This is a genomic window from Streptomyces sp. UC4497, assembly GCF_054871485.1.
The window spans coordinates 51,017-68,945 of the sequence record NZ_JBTYHB010000001.1 but is presented as its reverse complement, the minus strand read 5'-3'; the positions used below and the strand labels follow the sequence as shown (position 1 = coordinate 68,945).

16 protein-coding genes are annotated in these 17,929 nt (G+C 71.6%); 14 read left to right on the top strand and 2 right to left on the bottom strand.

All coding sequences use genetic code 11. The annotated features are described in order from the left end of the window. The first annotated feature begins 1 nt into the window (after window position 1). Genes ACYSUO_RS00215 through ACYSUO_RS00165 form a run of 11 tightly spaced genes read left to right on the top strand, consistent with a single transcriptional unit; the run spans window position 2 to window position 11,613 of the window. Window positions 2-1,267 (top strand): glycosyltransferase family 4 protein, encoded by a 1,266-nt coding sequence (locus ACYSUO_RS00215; RefSeq protein ID WP_461773896.1) that lies wholly within the window; start codon window positions 2-4, stop codon window positions 1,265-1,267. Then, window positions 1,264-2,514, top strand: a complete 1,251-nt coding sequence (locus ACYSUO_RS00210; RefSeq protein ID WP_461773895.1) for a class I SAM-dependent methyltransferase — start codon at window positions 1,264-1,266, stop codon at window positions 2,512-2,514. Before ACYSUO_RS00215 ends, ACYSUO_RS00210 begins: the two co-directional genes overlap by 4 nt. After that, the gene (locus tag ACYSUO_RS00205) at window positions 2,511-3,305 is read left to right on the top strand and encodes a glycosyltransferase family protein (protein WP_461773894.1); all 795 of its coding nucleotides are present in this window, start codon (window positions 2,511-2,513) and stop codon (window positions 3,303-3,305) included. The genes ACYSUO_RS00210 and ACYSUO_RS00205 overlap by 4 nt, the downstream gene beginning before the upstream one ends. Beyond that, complete coding sequence (locus tag ACYSUO_RS00200) at window positions 3,302-3,979, top strand: PIG-L deacetylase family protein (protein ID WP_461773893.1); 678 nt, start codon at window positions 3,302-3,304, stop codon at window positions 3,977-3,979. Before ACYSUO_RS00205 ends, ACYSUO_RS00200 begins: the two co-directional genes overlap by 4 nt. Window positions 3,980-3,982: 3 nt before the next feature. Further along, window positions 3,983-5,008 (top strand): NAD-dependent epimerase/dehydratase family protein, encoded by a 1,026-nt coding sequence (locus ACYSUO_RS00195; protein ID WP_461773892.1) that lies wholly within the window; start codon window positions 3,983-3,985, stop codon window positions 5,006-5,008. A 2-nt stretch (window positions 5,009-5,010) separates the two neighbouring features. After that, window positions 5,011-6,294 carry a DUF4910 domain-containing protein gene (locus tag ACYSUO_RS00190; RefSeq protein ID WP_461774351.1) on the top strand — a complete coding sequence of 428 codons (1,284 nt, stop codon included), beginning with the start codon at window positions 5,011-5,013 and terminating at the stop codon, window positions 6,292-6,294. Further along, window positions 6,291-7,583 (top strand): hypothetical protein, encoded by a 1,293-nt coding sequence (locus tag ACYSUO_RS00185; protein ID WP_461773891.1) that lies wholly within the window; start codon window positions 6,291-6,293, stop codon window positions 7,581-7,583. The genes ACYSUO_RS00190 and ACYSUO_RS00185 overlap by 4 nt, the downstream gene beginning before the upstream one ends. Next, on the top strand, window positions 7,580-8,527 hold the full coding sequence (locus ACYSUO_RS00180) for a glycosyltransferase family 2 protein (RefSeq protein ID WP_461773890.1): 948 nt from the start codon (window positions 7,580-7,582) through the stop codon (window positions 8,525-8,527). Before ACYSUO_RS00185 ends, ACYSUO_RS00180 begins: the two co-directional genes overlap by 4 nt. Then, window positions 8,524-9,735 (top strand): polysaccharide pyruvyl transferase family protein, encoded by a 1,212-nt coding sequence (locus ACYSUO_RS00175; RefSeq protein WP_461773889.1) that lies wholly within the window; start codon window positions 8,524-8,526, stop codon window positions 9,733-9,735. Before ACYSUO_RS00180 ends, ACYSUO_RS00175 begins: the two co-directional genes overlap by 4 nt. Then, window positions 9,732-10,283, top strand: a complete 552-nt coding sequence (rfbC, locus tag ACYSUO_RS00170; protein WP_461773888.1) for a dTDP-4-dehydrorhamnose 3,5-epimerase — start codon at window positions 9,732-9,734, stop codon at window positions 10,281-10,283. The genes ACYSUO_RS00175 and rfbC overlap by 4 nt, the downstream gene beginning before the upstream one ends. A gap of 10 nt (window positions 10,284-10,293) precedes the next feature. Continuing rightward, entirely contained in the window at window positions 10,294-11,613 is a 1,320-nt protein-coding gene (locus ACYSUO_RS00165) for a glutamate-1-semialdehyde 2,1-aminomutase (RefSeq protein WP_461773887.1), read from the top strand. A gap of 2 nt (window positions 11,614-11,615) precedes the next feature. Here ACYSUO_RS00165 and ACYSUO_RS00160 read toward each other — a convergent pair whose 3' ends face one another. Continuing rightward, window positions 11,616-12,314 (bottom strand): phosphatase PAP2 family protein, encoded by a 699-nt coding sequence (locus tag ACYSUO_RS00160; protein WP_461774350.1) that lies wholly within the window; start codon window positions 12,312-12,314, stop codon window positions 11,616-11,618. A gap of 281 nt (window positions 12,315-12,595) precedes the next feature. Here ACYSUO_RS00160 and ACYSUO_RS00155 point away from each other — a divergent pair, with 281 nt between their 5' ends. Further along, entirely contained in the window at window positions 12,596-14,032 is a 1,437-nt protein-coding gene (locus ACYSUO_RS00155; protein ID WP_461773886.1) for a DEAD/DEAH box helicase, read from the top strand. Window positions 14,033-14,049: 17 nt separating this feature from the next. On the opposite strand, the gene ACYSUO_RS00150 is transcribed toward ACYSUO_RS00155, so the two are convergent. Further along, a complete protein-coding gene (locus tag ACYSUO_RS00150) occupies window positions 14,050-15,855 on the bottom strand; it encodes a sigma-54-dependent Fis family transcriptional regulator (protein ID WP_461773885.1) in 1,806 nt (601 codons plus the stop codon). A 218-nt stretch (window positions 15,856-16,073) separates the two neighbouring features. Here ACYSUO_RS00150 and ACYSUO_RS00145 point away from each other — a divergent pair, with 218 nt between their 5' ends. Both ACYSUO_RS00145 and ACYSUO_RS00140 read left to right on the top strand, forming a co-directional pair. Next, window positions 16,074-16,868 (top strand): acetoin reductase, encoded by a 795-nt coding sequence (locus ACYSUO_RS00145; protein WP_461773884.1) that lies wholly within the window; start codon window positions 16,074-16,076, stop codon window positions 16,866-16,868. Between the two features lie 58 nt (window positions 16,869-16,926). Next, window positions 16,927-17,928, top strand: coding sequence for an amidohydrolase family protein (locus ACYSUO_RS00140; RefSeq protein WP_461773883.1), 1,002 nt, complete (start codon window positions 16,927-16,929; stop codon window positions 17,926-17,928). Window position 17,929 lies beyond the last annotated feature (1 nt).

Below are 17,929 nucleotides of genomic sequence, written 5' to 3'. Positions count from 1 at the left end.
CATGTACATACTCGTGGTGCACAACCGCTATTCCTCGGGGCAGCCGAGCGGCGAGAACCGGGTCGTCGACGAGGAGGTCGGGCTGCTGCGCGCGGCGGGCCACCGGGTCGAGCTGTTCGAACGGCGCAGCGACGACATCGCGGACCGGTCGCTGCTCGGCAAGGTCGCGGTGCCGCTGCTCGTGCCGTGGAACCCGGCGGTCCGCAAGGAACTGGCCGCCAAGCTCCGCGCCGACCGTCCCGACGTGGTGCACGTCCACAACGTCTTCCCGCTGCTGTCGCCCGCGGTCCTCGCCGCCTGCGCCGACGCCGGGGTGCCCGCCGTCGCCACGCTGCACAACTACTACCAGGTGTGCCCGCCCGGCACCCTGCAGCGGGACGGGCGGCTGTGCACCGACTGCATCGGCTCGCGGCTGCCGCTGCCCGCCGTGCGGCACGGCTGCTACCGGGGCTCCCGGCTCGCGACGGTGCCGCTCGCGGTCAACCTGACGGTCAACCGGCGGCGGTGGTGGACGGGCGTCGAGCGGTTCTTCTGCATCTCCGCGGCGCAGCGCGACGTCCTCGTGCGCTCCGGCCTGCCGGCCGAGCTGCTGACCGTGAAGCACAACTTCGTACCCGACCCGGGCGTCGGCAGGGAGGGCGACGGTGAGCAACTGCTCTACCTCGGCCGCCTCGCGGAGGCCAAGGGCGTACGGGTGCTCATGGCCGCCTGGGACATCATCGCCGCGGAGGGCGGGGTGGGCGTGCCACTGGTGCTCGCCGGCTCGGGCCCGCTGGAGGGCGAGGTGCGCACCTGGGCGGAGGGCCGGGACGACGTGCGCTACGTCGGACTGCTCGAACCGGACGAGGTCCGCAAGGCCATCGCCCGGTCGGTCGCGGTGGTCGCGCCCTCGCTGGCCCCGGAGACCTTCGGCCTGGTGGTCGCGGAGGCGATGGCGGCGGGGGTCCCGGCCGTCGCGTCCGGGCACGGCGCCTTCGTCGAACTCGTCGAGGACGGCGGCACCGGGCTGCTGCACCGGCCGGGCGAGCGCACCTCGCTCGCGTCCTGTCTGCGCCGGATCGCGGCCGAACCGGCCGCCAACCGGGAGATGGGCCGGGCGGCCAGGCTCCGCTACGAGCGGGGCTTCAGCCCGGCCGTCGGGCTCGCGCGCCTGGAAGAGGAGTACCGCTCCGCGATCGCGGGCCGGTCGCAACAAGGAAACACCGCACCAGGGAACACCGCACAAGGAAACACATGGGGGACGGAATCAATGGGGGGCAGTAAATGACACAGTGCCGACTCTGTGGCTCGGCGACGCTGGCGAGCGTCGTCGATCTGGGGGCGACACCGCCGTGCGAGAGCTTTCTCGCCGCGGATCAACTGGACGCGCCGGAGCCCGCGTTCCCGCTGCATCTGCGGGTGTGCACCGACTGCTGGCTGGCGCAGATCCCGCCGCTGATCACGCCGGAGGAGACGTTCAAGGAGTACGCGTACTTCTCGTCGTTCTCGACGTCCTGGGTGGAGCACGCGCGTACGTACGTCGCCGACGCCGTTCAGCGCGCCGATCTCGGCCCCGACGCCTTCGTGGTCGAGGTCGCGAGCAACGACGGCTATCTGCTCAAGCACGTGGTGGACCGGGGGATCCGCTGCCTGGGCATCGAGCCGTCGGTCAACGTCGGCGCCGCCGCGCGTGACAACGGTGTGCCCACGCTCACCGAGTTCCTGTCGCCCCAGGTCGGGGCGGACGTCCGCGCCGAGCACGGCCCGGCGAACCTGGTCGCGGCGAACAACGTGTACGCGCACATCCCCGACGTCGTGGGCTTCACGCAGGGCCTGCGCGCCCTGGTCGCCGACGACGGCTGGGTCTCCATCGAGGTGCAGCATCTGCTGACGCTGATCGAGGAGAACCAGTACGACACGATCTACCACGAGCACTTCCAGTACTACACGGTCGCCTCCGCGATCCGCGCGCTCGCCAGCGGCGGACTCGCCCTCGTGGACGTCGAGTTGCTGCCCACCCACGGCGGCTCCATCCGGCTGTGGGCCCGGCCCGCCGAGGTGGCGGGGGAGCCCTCGCAGCGGGTCGCCGACGTGCTGGCGCGGGAGAAGGCGGCAGGGCTTCAGGAGCTGTCCGGGTACACCGAGTTCTCCGCCCGGGTGGCCAAGGTCCGCCGCGACCTCCTCAAGTTCCTCATCACGGCGGCCGAGCAGGGCAAGACGGTCGTCGGCTACGGCGCACCCGGCAAGGGCAACACGCTGCTCAACCACTGCGGCATCCGCCCCGACCTGCTCGCGTACACGGTCGACCGCAACCCCTACAAGCACGGCCGGTTCACCCCGGGTACCCGGATCCCGATCCTGCCGCCCGAGCAGATCGCCGAGGACAAGCCGGACTACGTCCTGGTCCTCCCGTGGAACCTGCGGGCCGAGCTGACCGAGCAGCTGGCGTTCGTGCACGACTGGGGCGGCCGGCTCGTCTTCCCCATCCCGGAACTGAGCGTCGTCGAGGTGCCCGCGAAAGAGGTAACAGCATGAAGGTCGTTCTGTTCTGCGGCGGCTACGGGATGCGGATGCGCAGCGGCGCCGACGACGACGTGCCCAAGCCGATGGCGATGGTCGGCCCCAGGCCACTGATCTGGCACGTCATGCGCTACTACGCGCACTACGGGCACAAGGAGTTCATCCTGTGCCTCGGCTACGGGGCGCACCACATCAAGAACTTCTTCCTCAATTACGAGGAGACGACGTCCAACGACTTCGTGCTGCGCAACGGGCGGGCCGAGCTCCTGTCCAATGACATCGCCGACTGGACGATCACGTTCGCGCAGACCGGCATCGAGTCACCGATCGGGGAACGCCTGCGCCGGGTGCGCCACCACCTCGACGGCGACGAGATGTTCCTCGCCAACTACGCCGACGTGCTCACCGACGCCCCGCTCGACGAGATGGTCGACCGGTTCGCGGTGCGCGACGCCGGCGCGTCGATGATGGTGGTCCCGCCGCAGTCCTCGTTCCACTGCGTGGACCTGGGCGAGGACGGCCTCGTCGGCGGCATCACCGCGGTCAGCGACATGCCGCTGTGGGAGAACGGCGGGTACTTCGTGCTCCGCCAGGAGGTCTTCGACCACATACCGGAGAACGGGGACCTGGTCGCCGACGGCTGCGCCCAACTCGCCAAGCAGGGACGCCTCGTGGCGCACCAGCACCGCGGCTTCTGGAAGCCCACCGACACCGTCAAGGAGCGGGCCGCGCTCGACGCCGGCTACACGCGCGGTGACCGCCCGTGGGCCGTGTGGGAGCGGGACGAGGCGGGGGTGAGCGCGTGATCAGGCTCGGAGCCGGCCGCCCCGGCCGGATCGTCGCGGTGGGCGCCCACTGCGACGACATCGCCATCGGCGCCGGCGGCACCCTCCTGACGCTGTGCCGGGCACACCCCGGCCTGCGCGTCGACGCACTGGTGCTCTCCGGCGGCGGCACCGAGCGCGAGCAGGAGGAGCGGGCCGCGCTCGCCGCCTTCTGCCCGGGCGCCGACCTGCGCCTGACCGTGCACAAGCTGCCCGACGGACGGCTGCCCGCACACTGGGAGGAGGCCAAGTCCGCGGTCGAGGAACTGCGCCTGCAGAGCGACCCGGACCTCGTCCTCGCCCCGCGCGCCGACGACGCGCACCAGGACCACCGCGGCCTCGCGCAGCTGATGCCCACCGCCTTCCGCGACCACCTCGTGCTCGGCTACGAGATCGTCAAGTGGGACGGCGACCTCGGCCGGATGTCCGCGTACCAGCCGCTGGAACCGGAGATCGCCGAACAGAAGGTGCGGCTGCTGCAGGAGCACTACGGCTCGCAGCGACACCGCCCCTGGTACGACCGCGAGGCCTTCCTCGGCCTCGCCCGGATCCGCGGCATCGAATGCCACGAGCGCTACGCAGAGGCGTTCGCCGTCACCAAACTCACGCTCGACCTGGGCGCTCCCGCAGCGGGCGCCCTCACTCTGGGGGATTGAACCTTGCGCGTACTACTGACCGGACACCAGGGCTACCTGGGCACCGTGATGGCCCCGGTCCTCAAGGCCGCAGGACACGATGTCGTCGGCCTCGACTCCGGCCTGTTCGCCGACTGCGTCCTCGGCCCGACCCCCGACGACCCGCAGGGGCACCGGGTGGACCTGCGCGACGTCACCGCCGAGCACGTGGCCGGGGTGGACGCCGTGATCCACCTGGCGGCGCTCTCCAACGACCCGCTCGGCTCGCTCGCGCCGGAACTCACCTACGACATCAACCACCACGCCTCCGTCCGTCTGGCCCGCCTCGCCCGCGAGGCCGGGGTCAAGCGCTTCCTCTACGCCTCGACGTGCTCGGTGTACGGCGCGGCGGGCGGCGACGAACTCGTGGGCGAGGACGCCCCGTTGCGCCCCGTGACCCCGTACGCGGAGTCCAAGGTGCGGGTCGAGGACGACCTGCACGCGCTCGCGGACGACGACTTCACCCCGGTGTACATGCGCAACGCCACCGCCTTCGGTTTCTCGCCGCGGCTGCGCGCCGACATCGTGCTGAACAACCTGGTGGGCCACGCGCTGCTCTCCGGCGAGGTGCTTGTGCTCTCCGACGGCACGCCGTGGCGTCCGCTGGTGCACGCCGCCGACATCGCTCGGGCCTTCACGGCCGCGCTGACCGCGCCCCGCGAGGCGGTGCACGACCGGGCGTTCAACATCGGCAGCGAGACCAACAACGTCACGGTCGCCGAGATCGCCGAGCAGGTCGCCGAGGCGGTGTCCGGGTCGAAGGTGCGCATCACCGGGGAGAACGGCGCCGACCCGCGCTCCTACCGGGTCGACTTCGCCCGCTTCCGCGCCGCGATACCCGGCTTCGACTGCGAATGGAACGTGAAGCGGGGCGCACTCGAACTCTGCGACGCCTACCGGAACTTCGGCCTCACCAAGGACGAATTCGACAGCCGCTTCACCCGCCTCGCCGTGCTGCGCGCGGCGTCCGAGGCCGGTACCGTCGACGACACCCTGCGGTGGCGCCCGTGACCATGCAGGTGAACGAAGGCGCCGGTGCGGCGATGCACGAGCTGGTGCAGCGGATGTATCCGCTCTGCCGGAGCATCACCGGCGACGGTGTGCGCGCCACCCTGGACATCGTCGGGGAGTACATCCCGCTCGACGTGCACGAGGTGCCCACCGGAACCCAGGTCCTCGACTGGACGGTGCCGCAGGAGTGGAACATCCGCGACGCGTACATCGCCGACGCGTCCGGAAGGCGGGTCGTCGACTTCGCCGCGTCCAGCCTGCACGTGCTCGGCTACAGCGTCCCGGTGTCGGCGACGATGCCGCTGTCCGAGCTCCGTGCCCACCTGCACACGCTGCCGGACCAGCCGAACCTGGTGCCGTACCGCACCAGTTACTACAAGCCGGACTGGGGCTTCTGCCTGTCCCAGGAGACCCTGGACGCGCTGCCGGACGGCGAGTACGAGGTCCGCGTCGACTCCACCCTGGAGGACGGCCACCTCACCTACGCCGAGCACATCGTGCCCGGTCAGGTTCCCGAGGAGGTGATCGTCTCCTGCCACACCTGCCACCCGTCGCTCGCCAATGACAACCTGGCGGGCATCGCGGTGGCGACGTACCTGGCCCGCGCGCTGGCGGAACACACGCCGTACTACACCTACCGGTTCATCTTCGCGCCCGGCACCATCGGCGCGATCACCTGGCTCGCCCGCAACAAGGACCGCGTGGAGCGAGTCAAGCACGGCCTCGTGCTGGCCTGTGCGGGCGACCGGGGGGACCTCACGTACAAGCGGAGCAGACGCGGCGACGCGGAGATCGACCGGGTGCTGCGCCATGTGCTGACCGCCTCCGAACGCCCGCACCGCGTCACCGAGTTCACTCCGTACGGATACGACGAGCGGCAGTACTGCTCGCCCGGATTCGACCTCGGCGTGGGCTCGCTGACCCGCACCCCGTACGCCGGCTACCCCGAGTACCACACCTCGGCGGACGACCTGGACTTCGTCTCCCCGGAGGCGATGGCGGACACCTTCGCCGTCTGCCGCGAGGCGTTCGCCGTCCTGGACCGCAACCGGCGCTACCTCAACCAGAGTCCTTACGGAGAGCCGCAGTTGGGGCGGCGTGGACTGTACGACGCGCTCGGTGGGCGCAGCGACACCAAGCAGGCCCAGATGGCGATGCTCTGGGTGCTGAACCTCTCCGACGGCGAGCACAGTCTGCTCGACGTCGCCGAGCGGTCCGGGCTGCCGTTCGACACGGTCGCCGACGCGGCCGACGCCCTGCACAGGGCGGGGCTGGTCAAGGAATGACGTCGATGACCACCGAGGAGGAGAAGACGAAGGTCGGATCCGCGAGACGCGCCCTCGCGGGCAGGCTGTCCTGGGGCCTCGCCGACCAGGCCGCCTCCAGCGTGTCCAACTTCGCGGTGGGCATCTACGTGGCGCGCTCCCTGGGAGTGACCGCGTTCGGCGTGTTCAGCCTGGCCTGGGTGACGTACGGCGTGGTGCTCAACGTCTCCCGCGGTCTGGCCACCGACCCGCTCATGGTGCGCTTCAGCGCGGTGCCGAAGGCGACCTGGCGCGGGGCGGTGGCCCGGTCGTCGGGTACCGCGCTCGGCGTCGGTGTCGCCCTCGGCGCGGCCTGCCTGGTGATCGGCCTGGCCGTCGGCGGCCGGATGGGGTCCGCCTTCGCCTGCCTCGGCATCGTCCTGCCCGGACTGCTGCTGCAGGACTCCTGGCGGTTCGCCTTCTTCGCGGCGGGCGCCGGGCGCAAGGCGTTCGTCAACGACATCGTGTGGTGCGTCGCTCTGGTCCCCGCCCTGGTGGTGGCGGGCCGGGTGGGCGGCGTGCCTGCCTTCGTGCTCGCCTGGGGCGGCTCCGCCGCGGTCGCCGCCGTGTACGGCTGCTTCCAGTCCGGCATCCGGCCCCGGCTCACCGGGGCGCGCGCGTGGCTGCGCGACCACCGCGACCTTGGCACCCGCTACCTCGTCGAGAACGTCAGCAACAGCGGCGGCGGCCAGCTGCGGGCGTACGGGCTCGGCGTGATCGTCGGGGTCGGCGCGGTCGGCGTGGTCCGCGGCGCCGAACTGCTGCTCGGTCCGTTCATGGCCGTGCTGATGGGGCTCTCCCTGGTCACCGTCGCGGAGGCGGCCCGGGTGCTGCGGCGGGCCCCGCACCGCCTCGGCAGGTTCTGCCTGCTGCTCGGCGGCGGGCAGGCCGTCGCCGCGCTGCTGTGGGGCGGGGCGCTGCTCCTGGTGCCGGACCGGGCGGGCGAGTTGGTGCTCGGCGACGTGTGGAGCTCCGCCTCGCAGCTCATCGTGCCGGTCACCATCGGTGTCGCGGGCGCGGGGCTCGGCAGCGGCGCCGCCGCGGGGCTGCGCGCGCTGGGAGCGGCCCGGCTCAGCCTGCGCTCCCAACTGATCGCCTCCGCCTGCTACGTCGGCGGCGGGCTCGGCGGCGCGGCCGCGGGCGGCACGGTCGGCTCCGCCTGGGGCGTGGCCGCCGCGACCGTCACCGGCTCCGTCGTGTGGTGGCTGCACCTGCGGTACGCCCTGCGCGAGCACCACCACAACACCACCCCCGAAGTGAGGACCACATGACCGCCCACCCCCGACTGAGCATCGGCCTGCCCGTCTACAACGGCGAGGAGTACCTGGCCGAGTCCCTCGACGCGCTGCTCGGCCAGACCTACGAGGACTTCGAGCTGGTCATCACCGACAACGCCTCGACCGACGGGACCGAGGCCATCTGCCGCGACTACGCGGCCCGGGACGCGCGCATCCGCTACATCCGGCTGCCCCGCAACATCGGCGCCGCCCCGAACCACAACTACGTGTTCACCCAGTGCCACGGCGAGCTGTTCAAATGGGCCTCGCACGACGACCTCTACGCCCGCGACCTGCTGCGCCGCTGCGTACAGGCCCTGGACGAGCACCCCGACGTGATCCTCGCCCACGCCGACCAGGCCGTCATCGACGAGAACGGCAAGGTCAAGGTCCCCTACGCGTACACGCTCAACACCGACTCGCCGCGCGCGCCCGCCCGCTTCCGCAGCATGCTGTTCGAGCCCGGCGGCGACGACTTCTACGGCGTGATCCGGGCCGACGTGCTGCGCAAGGTGAAGCCGCACGACAGCTACCACCACGCCGACCGCACGTTCGTCGCCGAGATCGGTCTGCACGGCCCCTTCTACCAGGTGCCGGAGCTGCTGTACTTCCGCCGCGACCACCCCACTCGCGCCGAGCGGGCCAATCCGTCCAAGCGCTCGCGCTGCGTCAACCTGGACCCGCGCAGGGCCGGACCGCTGCACCCGACGCCCCGGCTGCTCGCCGAGTACGTCCTGGGCTTCGTCTCGGCGATCCGGCGTGCGCCGCTGTCCTCGGCCGAACGCCGCGCGTGCTACGGCCACTTGGCCGCCTGGGCGGCCAGCCGCACCCGGCGGGGGGCGGGGGAGCGCGTGGAGGACCGGGCGCCGGTCGACCCGGCCCAGCTCAACGTCTCCATCGACGACCTCGTCGCCGGCCGCAAGGAGCGGCGCCTGTGAACGCCGGCCCACGCGTCGGGGTGTTCGGCCTGCTCGGCTCTGGCAACCTCGGCAACGACGGCTCGCTCGAGGCCGTCCTCGGCTACCTCCGCACCGAGCACCCGGACGCGCCCGTGGACGCGCTGTGCGGCGGACCCGACGTCGTCACCGCCCGGTACGGGATCCCCGCGCAGCGGCTGCACTGGAACCGCGGCGAGTACCGGACCGCGTCACGCGCGGGCGCGCTCGTGACCAAGGGCCTCGGTAAACTCGTGGACGTCGTCCGCACCGCCGCCTGGGTACGCCGGCACGACGTGGTGATCGTGCCCGGCATGGGCGTCCTGGAGGCCACCCTGCCGCTGCGGCCGTGGGGGTTCCCGTACTCACTGTTCCTGCTCTGCGCGAGCGGCCGGCTGCTCGGCACGAAGGTCGCGCTGGTCAGCGTCGGCGCCGCCGAGATCCGGGTCAGGCCGACCCGGGTCCTGGTCCGCTGGTCCGCGCGGCTCGCCGCCTACCGCTCGTACCGGGACGCCCAGTCGCGCGACGCGATGCGGGCGATGGGAGTGAACACCGCGCGCGACGCGGTCTATCCGGACCTGGCGTTCGCCCTGCCGGTGCCCGCGGCCACGGCGGGCGAGGGCACGGTCTGCGTCGGCGTCATGGACTTCCACGGCGGCAACGACGACCGGGCGCGGGCCGAGGAGATCCACCGGCGCTACCTCGAAGGGACGACCCGGTTCGTCCGCACCCTCGTCGAGGACGGCCGGCGGGTCAGGCTGCTCACCGGCGACGACTGCGACGCGTCGGTGGTCGAGGCGATCCTCCACGCGGTGGACTCGCCGCTGGTCACCGCCGCCGAGACGGCCTCCCTCGCCGACCTGATGAAGGAGACGGCCGCCGCCGACACCGTGGTCGCGACCCGCTACCACAACCTGATTTGCGCCCTGAAGTCCGGCACCCCCACCCTCGCCCTCACATACGCGGCGAAGAGCGACGCGCTCATGGAGCGGATGGGCCTCGGCGCCTACTGCCACCCGGCGCGCGAGATCGACGCCGACCGGCTCCTCGAACAGTTCCGGGAGCTGGAGAAGCGCTCCGCGGAACTGCGCCAGACCCTCGTCGAGCGGAACCAGGCCACCACACAGCAACTCACCCACCAGTTCAACGCGTTGACCGACACCCTGTTCCCGGCCACCGGCCGGAACCACGCACCTCGGGGGAATCGATGAAACTGACCGAAGTCCCGGAGATCGCCGGGGCGTTCCTGCTCGAACCCACGCCGCACGCCGACGAACGCGGCTTCTTCTGCCGCACCTTCGACGCCGACGTGCTCCGCAGCGTGGGCCTCGACCCGCACGCCTTCGTCCAGGACAGCGTGTCCCGCTCGGTCCGCGGCGTGCTGCGCGGCATGCACCTGCGCGCCGGCAAGGGCGAGGCCAAACTGGTGCGCTGCTCGTACGGGAAGATCTTCGACGTCGTCGTGGACCTGCGGCCGGACTCGGCCACGTACCGCAACCGCGCCACCTTCGAGCTGTCCGGCGAGACGCAGGTGACCCTCTACATCCCGGCGGGGTGCGCGCACGGTTTCCAGGCGCTGACCGAGACCGCCGACACCTCGTACCGGATCGACCGCCCGCACGACCCCTCCGAGGACGTGACGATCGCGTTCGACGACCCGGAGCTCGCCATTCCGTGGCCGCTGCCGGCCACGTCGATGTCCAAGCGGGACCGGGAGGCGCCGAGCCTCGCCGACGTCCTGAAGCAGAAGCGGAGTTGAGGGCGTACCCATGGAAGAGTTGGACCTGCCCAGGTCGCGGTCGGCGAACGAGCGGCTGCACGCCATGATCCCCGGCGGCGCGCACACGTACGCCAAGGGCGACGACCAGTACCCCGAACACCTCGCCCCGGTCATCAGCCACGGACGCGGCTCCCACGTGTGGGACATCGACGGCAACCGCTACATCGAATACGGCTCGGGGCTGCGCTCGGTCAGCCTCGGCCACGCCCACCCGCGCGTGAACGAGGCGGTGCGGCGGGAGATCGACCGCGGCAGCAACTTCGTCCGGCCGTCCATCGTCGAGGTCCAGGCCGCGGAGCGCTTCCTGGCCACCGTGCCGACCGCCGACATGGTGAAGTTCGCGAAGAACGGCTCCGACGTCACCACCGCCGCGGTGCGCCTGGCGCGCGCCGTCACGGGGCGCAGGCGGGTCGCCATCTGCGCCGACCATCCGTTCTTCTCCACCGACGACTGGTTCATCGGCACCACGCCCATGTCGGCGGGCATTCCGACGGCGACGACCGACCTCACGGTGTCCTTCCCGTACGGGGACCTGGCCGCCACCGAGGAACTCCTCGCCCAGTACCCGGACGACGTCGCCTGCCTGATCCTCGAACCGGCCGCCCACAGCGAGCCCCCGCCCGGCTACCTCGAAGGCCTGCGCGAGCTGGCCGACCGGCACGGCTGCGTACTGATCTTCGACGAGATGATCACCGGTCTGCGCTGGTCGGAGGCGGGCGCCCAGGGCCTGTACGGCGTCGTGCCCGACCTCTCCACGTTCGGCAAGGCGCTGGGCAACGGGTTCGCGGTCTCGGCGCTGGCCGGGCGCCGGGAGCTGATGGAGCACGGCGGGCTGCGCCACTCCGGCGAGCGGGTCTTCCTGCTCTCCACGACGCACGGCGCGGAGACCCACTGCCTGGCGGCGGCGATGGCCGTCCAGAGCACCTACGTGGAGGAGGGCATCAGCGCCCGCCTGCACACCCTCGGCGAGCGCCTGGCCGCCGGGGTCCGCGAGGCCGCGTCGAGCATGGGCGTCGGCGAACACGTCCTCGTCCGGGGCCGGTCCAGCAACCTGGTCTTCGCCACCCTCGACGAGAACGGGCAGCCGTCCCAGGAGTACCGCACCCTGTTCCTGCGCCACCTGCTCATGGGCGGTGTCCTCGCCCCGTCGTTCGTGGTGAGCAGCGCGCTCGGCGACGCCGACATCGACCGCACCGTCGACGTGGTGGCCGAGGCGTGCGCGGTGTACCGGAAGGCGGTCGACGCCGGTGACCCCACGCCGTGGCTGGCCGGACGGCCGGTGAAGCCGGTGTTCCGCCGCTTGGCGTGACGTCAGCGGCGAGCTGGTCGACCGGCGTCCGCCACCCGGTCGACCAGCCACGCGGTCGCGGGCGCCACCGCGAGCGCCGTGCACCAGCCGCCGACCGTGTCCGTCGGATAGTGGGCGCTCAGGGCGACCTCCGCCCACCCCATGACGGCGCCCGCGGCCAGCGCCGCGCCGAACACGAGTGAGGCCCCGGCCGCTCTGCCGAGCCCCAGCCGCCCGACCGCTACCAGCGCCACGACCAGGGCGAACGCGGTGAGGAAGGCGGTGTGCCCGCTCGGATAGGACAGGTTGCCCGGACCATGGATGGTGCGGCCCACCACCGGCTTGACGACCGTCCCCACGCCCACGGTCAGGGCGACCGCGGCCACCACCAGCACCGCCGCGCGAGGACGGCGCAGCAGCAGGCACCACGCCACGGCGGCCGCGACCAGCACCGCCGCACCCACGGGTTCCCCCAGGAAGTCGACGGCCAGGGCGACGCCCCGCCACGGCGGCCGCACACTGTCGTCCGTCGGCTGGACGAACCACCGGTCCACCCGGCCGGACTCGCTGTGCCCGGCGTACATCACCCCGAGCGCGACGACCACGAGCGCGGAGAGCGCCGCGACCACGCCGAGCCAGGCGCGCAGTGCGTTGGGCAGCACCGGTTCGGGTTCGGAAGCAGTCCCGCCGCTGTGGCCGTGGCCCGGCTCCGCTTCAGTCAGGTGATCCAACGCGTTCCCCCCGTCGTGTCCCACCCACCTTTCGGTGACCCTATCCGGCCCGTGGCCATGGCACCTGTTCAACTCGGCAAGTGGACACCGGAGTTGAAACAGGGGAGCGGAGGGGCGCCGGAGCGCTGGGTGAAGGCCGCCCGGCGTCCCGTGCTAGCGTTGAGCGTTTGCAGCGCAGCTGTGCCGGTGCCCCGTCGGGTGCCGCCGGCCGTCCGCCGCGTCCCCGCCGCGCCTTCCTCGGTACGGCCCCCTCTTCGCCAGGAAGGCTCTCTGTGAGCGAATCAGCACGTGCCGACGACGCCCGACCGCAGGACGAGACGCCGGGCACCGCTCCCGTGACGTCCTTCGCGGAGCTCGGTCTCCCGGCCGCGGTGCTGCGCACGCTCGACGAGCAGGGGGTGACGAAGCCCTTCCCCATCCAGGCGGCGGCGCTGCCGAACGCGCTCGCGGGACGCGACGTCCTCGGCCGGGGCCGCACCGGTTCCGGCAAGACGCTCGCCTTCGGCCTGGGGCTGCTCGCCCGCATCGCCGGGCGGCGCGCCCAGCCCAAGGAGCCCCTCGCCCTCGTGCTGGTCCCCACCCGCGAGCTGGCGCAGCAGGTCACCGAGGCACTCACCCCGTACGCCGAGGCGCTGCGGCTGCGGCTCGCGACCGTGGTGGGCGGCGTGTCCATCGGACGGCAGTCCGCCGCGCTGCGGGACGGCGCCGAGGTCGTCGTCGCCACGCCCGGCCGGCTGCACGACCTGATCGAGCGCAAGGGCTGCCGCCTCGGCCGGGTGGGCATCACGGTCCTGGACGAGGCCGACCAGATGTGCGACATGGGATTCCTGCCGCAGGTCACCGAGATCCTCGACCAGGTGCGGCCCGACGGGCAGCGGATGCTGTTCTCCGCCACCCTCGACGCCGACGTCGACCAGCTGGTGCAGCGTTACCTGCGCGACCCGGCCGAGCACTCCGTGGACCCGTCGTCGAGCTCCGTCTCCACGATCGAGCACCACGTCCTCGTCGTGCACGGCCCGGACCGGTGGTCCGTCGCCACGGAGATCGCCGCACGGGACGGCCGCGTCCTGCTCTTCCTGGACACCAAGCACGGCGTCGACCAGCTCACCAAGCACCTGCGGGCCAGCGGAGTGGCCGCCGCCGCGCTGCACAGCGGCAAGGCCCAGCCACAGCGCACCCGGACCCTGGCCCAGTTCAAGAACGGCGAGATCACCGCCCTGGTGGCGACGAACGTCGCCGCGCGCGGCCTGCACATCGACGACCTCGACCTCATCGTCAACGTGGACCCGGCTACCGATCCCAAGGACTACCTCCACCGCGCGGGACGCACGGCCCGCGCCGGCCGCTCCGGCACCGTCGTGTCGCTGGTCCTGTCGGGCCAGCGCCGCGAGACGAGCCAGGTCATGGCGGACGCCGACGTCACCGCGAAGGTCACGAAGGTACGGTCCGGCGAGGCGGAGCTGAGCCGCATCACCGGCGCGAAGGCCCCCTCCGGCAAGCCCCTCGACGGCGGCCCCGCCCAGCGCCCCAAGAACCAGAACACCCCGTTCCGCGGTCTGGGCAGCACCAAGAACCCGAAGAGCGGCTCCGGCTCCGGGACCGGATCCAGCACCGGCTCCGGCTCCGGCGCCCGAGGCTCCCGCAAGACCAACGAGGCCCGCAAGCTCGCGGAGGCGCGCAAGGCCGCGCGGGTGCGGCGCGGGGGCTGACCCGCCGGCCGCCCGCCTCAGCCGCGTCCCGGCAGCGTGATGCCGTACGCCCGCATCTTCCGGTAGATGGTCGTACGGGAGATGCCGAGCCGCTGCGCCGCCAGCAGTTTGTTGCCGTCCGCCGCCAGTAGTGCCTGGACCAGGGTGTCGCGCTCGGACGCCTCCCAGGCGCTGAGCGAGCGGCCGCCCGCGCTGTGCAGCGACGGCGGCAGGTCGTGGAGCTCGATCCGGTAGGTGCGGCGGCCCGCAGCGGCCTCACGCAGGGCCGCGTCCAGCTGACGGATGTTGCCGGGCCAGTCGTGCCGACGCAGCAGCGGCAGCACTTCCGGAGCGCACTCGACGTCCGCGCCGACGCGCCGCAGCAGACAGTCGACCAGGGCGGGGAGGTCGGCGATGCGGTGCCGCAGAGCGGGTACCGCCGCCGCTTCGACGAAGCAGCGCCTCAGGGGCTCGGGTACGCCTTGTGCCCGGTGGAGCGTGCCCACGATCCAGGTGCCCTGTGCCGCAGCGGATTCCAGGGCCTGGGCGACGGAGGGTGCGTGTTCGGGGGACACGGCGTCGACGTTCCGCAGGATCAGGGCGCGGCCAGGGCCCGTGGGCGCCTCGCGCAGCGCGGTCGGCAGGTCGGGTCCGGTGTCCGCTGCCCCGGCGGCCTTGGCATCCACGACGACGGGGGCCGACGTCGCACCGGTCAGCGCGTGCGCGGCGCCGACCAGCGCGCACTTGCCCGTTCCCGCCTCGCCGTGGAGCAGGAGCGGCGTCCGTTCGCGGGCGCAGCGGGACGCCGCCCGGGAGACGGTGTTCCACGCCGGGTCCGTCCCGACCAGACCCGGTAGTGGCCACGGCCGGGACGCGTCCTGCTCCGTCCGAGTACGGGAGCCGGAGCGGGTCCTGTGCCCGCCGGACGGGAGGCCCGTGAAGGCCAGCTCCAGCAGGTACCCGGCCGCGCCCGCCGAGCTGTCGACCTGGCGGCAGCGCATCAACACGGTTTCCCCGCCGGTCAGTTGCACCTCCTGGCGAGTGCGCGGCGCGTGCCCCAGCTCGGCGGCGGCCTCGTGCAGCAGCCGATGGTCGTCGCCCGTGAGCCGCGCGGAGGCGGCGGAGTTGGCGAGTACGAGATCCTGGCCGAGACAGAGCACCGGCCGATCGCCGTAGTGGCTCACCTGTTGGAACGCCTCCAGGAGCGCACGCTGGTGCGAGCTGCTGAACTCGTACATCACGCGCGCGATGTCGCCCGCGGCCTCCTGCACCAGAGCCGCCATGAGGGTGCGCGCCGGACCGTTCCAGCACGTCAGGTTCATGGCCCCCTCTACTCGCCCGGTGACCGAGTTGCGAATCGGGGCCGCCGCGCAGGAGACGCCCTGAAGGCGTTCGTTGAAGTGCTCGGTGCCGAGGACCACGTTGGGCCGGCGCTCCTCCAGGGCGACCCCGATGCCGTTCGTGCCGACGAACTGTTCGGCGTAATTGAAGCCGGGAGCCAGATGCACCCGGTCCAGGTGCGTCGAGAGGCGCTTCTCCCCGACGCGGCGGTCGCGCACCCAGCCCTTGCGGTCCGTCACGATCACCGAGGCGTCCGAACCCGCCAGCGTCCGTTCCAGCCGGTCGAGGACGGGCGCGGCGGCGCGGACCAGGCGGCTCTCCCGGTCGTAATCCGGCTGGTAGGGGACGACCACCTCGTCCGTGCCGACCCCCAAGTACTTGGAACGCTGCCAGGAGTTGCGGATGCCCTCGGGCACGATCTGCGCAGGCGGTTCCGCATGCGTGAGGAATTGCAGGCGCGCTCGCGCGATGGTCCGGTCCCGCTCCGTGCTGTCACTGAGCATGGCGTCTCCGATGGGCGTGTTTCCGCCATATTACGAACGTGTTTGTACCCGACAACCGGCCGTTCGCCAAGACGCCCTGAGCGTTTTCCGTGCACTGCTACAGGAGCCGGGCCGGCTGTGTTCCACATTGAAAAACTCGACGGAGCCCCCGGCCCCCACGCTGATGGTCGGCGCCGCACAACGGGTGCGGTCGCCGCCGTCGAGCACAGGAGCCCGCCATGACTTCCGCCGACAACGCACCCCGTACCGCGATCGTCACCGGCGCCGCCCGCGGCATCGGCCGCAGCATCGCGGAGCGGCTGGCCGCGGACGGACTCGATGTCGCCGTCGCCGACCTCCCCGGCATGAGCGAGGAACTGAACGAAGTGGCGGCCGGCGTCGAGAAGACCGGCCGCCGTTCCCTCGCCGTGCACGCCGACGTGTCCAGCAAGGAGCAGACCGACGCGCTCGTCGAGGAGGTCGCCGGCCGCTTCGGCAGGGTCGACGTCTACGTCGCCAACGCCGGTATCGCCAGGGTCACTCCGCTGATCGACACCGGGCTCGACGAGTTCGAGCAGATCATGGCCGTGAACCTGCGTGGCGTCTTCCTCTCCTACCAGGCCGCCGCACGGCAGATGATCGCCCAGGGCGGCGGCGGAAAGATCATCGGCGCGGCCTCGATCGTCGCGTACCGCCCGTTCGCGCTGCTCGGCACCTACTCGGCATCGAAGTGGGGCGTACGCGGACTGACCCAGGCCGCCGCCATGGAGTGGGCGCAGCACGGCATCACCGTCAACGCGTACTGCCCGGGCATCGTCGGCACCGACATGTGGGACCTGATCGACGAGCGTCTCGCGCAGGAGGAGGGCCTGCAGAAGGGCCGGGCCATCAAGAAGTACGCGGAGGCGATCGCGCTCGGCCGCGTCGAGGAGCCCACGGACGTCGCGTCCTTCGTCTCGTACCTGGCCTCGCGGGACTCCGACTACATGACGGGCCAGTCCGTCATGATCGACGGCGGCATCCAGTTCTCCTGACGCGCACCAAGGAACCAAGGAACCGAGGACCCGAGGACCCGAGGACCCGAGGAGACAGATGTATTCCAAGGACGGCGAGAACTACTTCATCGTCGACGCGCACATCGCGCTCTGGGACGCCCGACCCGAGAACCAACTCAACATCCACGGCAAGCAGTTCATCGACTGCTTCTACGACTACCACCGCAACCTGAGCCCGGAATCGGAACTCTGGACGTACGAGGAGTACCTCTACTACGGCGGCGAGCGCCTGATGAAGGACCTCTTCGTCGACGGGTACGTCGACCACGCCATCTTCCAGCCCGCGCGCCTGGGAGCGTTCTACCGCGGCGGCTTCGGGCAGACGGAGGAAGCCTTCGCGCTCACCCAGAAGCACCCCGACAAGCTGACGTACAACCACTCCTGGGACCCCCGCTACGAGCAGAAGGGGCTCGACCGACTGCGGCGCGACGCCGAGCGGTTCCGGCTCAAGGGCGTGAAGCTGTACACCGCCGAGTGGAAGGGGGACAGCCGCGGCTACAAGCTCGACGACCCGTGGACGTACCGCTATCTCGAGGTGTGCCAGGAACTCGGGATCAACAACGTGCACATCCACAAGGGGCCGACGATCCGTCCGCTCGACCGGGACGCCTTCGACGTGGCGGACGTAGACAAGGTGGCCACGCAGTTCCCCGAGATGAACTTCGTCGTCGAGCACTGCGGACTGCCCCGCCTCGAGGACTTCTGCTGGATCGCCACGCAGGAGCCCAACGTGCACGCCGGCCTCGCCGTCGCGATCCCCTTCATCCACTCCCGGCCCCGGTACTTCGCGCAGATCATCGGCGAACTGCTCTACTGGCTGGACGAGGACCGCATCCAGTTCTCCAGCGACTACGCGCTCTGGACGCCCCGTTGGCTCATCGAGCGGTTCGTCGACTTCCAGATCCCCGAGGACATGACGCCCGAGTACGCGCCGATCACCCTGGCACAGAAGAAGAAGATCCTCGGGCTGAACGCGGCGGCCATGTACGACATCGAGGTCCCGGCGGGGCTCGGTGTCACCGAACCGGCGGTGGCCTGAC

What these genes read in the sequence shown, in the direction of transcription:
- ACYSUO_RS00215 (WP_461773896.1), top strand. Translation starts at nt 2, where the DNA reads ATGTACATACTCGTGGTGCACAACCGCTATTCCTCGGGGCAGCCGAGC.
- ACYSUO_RS00210 (WP_461773895.1), top strand. Translation starts at nt 1,264, where the DNA reads ATGACACAGTGCCGACTCTGTGGCTCGGCGACGCTGGCGAGCGTCGTC.
- ACYSUO_RS00205 (WP_461773894.1), top strand. Translation starts at nt 2,511, where the DNA reads ATGAAGGTCGTTCTGTTCTGCGGCGGCTACGGGATGCGGATGCGCAGC.
- ACYSUO_RS00190 (WP_461774351.1), top strand. Translation starts at nt 5,011, where the DNA reads ATGCAGGTGAACGAAGGCGCCGGTGCGGCGATGCACGAGCTGGTGCAG.
- ACYSUO_RS00185 (WP_461773891.1), top strand. Translation starts at nt 6,291, where the DNA reads ATGACGTCGATGACCACCGAGGAGGAGAAGACGAAGGTCGGATCCGCG.
- ACYSUO_RS00180 (WP_461773890.1), top strand. Translation starts at nt 7,580, where the DNA reads ATGACCGCCCACCCCCGACTGAGCATCGGCCTGCCCGTCTACAACGGC.
- rfbC (WP_461773888.1), top strand. Translation starts at nt 9,732, where the DNA reads ATGAAACTGACCGAAGTCCCGGAGATCGCCGGGGCGTTCCTGCTCGAA.
- ACYSUO_RS00165 (WP_461773887.1), top strand. Translation starts at nt 10,294, where the DNA reads ATGGAAGAGTTGGACCTGCCCAGGTCGCGGTCGGCGAACGAGCGGCTG.
- ACYSUO_RS00150 (WP_461773885.1), bottom strand. Translation starts at nt 15,855, where the DNA reads ATGCTCAGTGACAGCACGGAGCGGGACCGGACCATCGCGCGAGCGCGC.
- ACYSUO_RS00145 (WP_461773884.1), top strand. Translation starts at nt 16,074, where the DNA reads ATGACTTCCGCCGACAACGCACCCCGTACCGCGATCGTCACCGGCGCC.
- ACYSUO_RS00140 (WP_461773883.1), top strand. Translation starts at nt 16,927, where the DNA reads ATGTATTCCAAGGACGGCGAGAACTACTTCATCGTCGACGCGCACATC.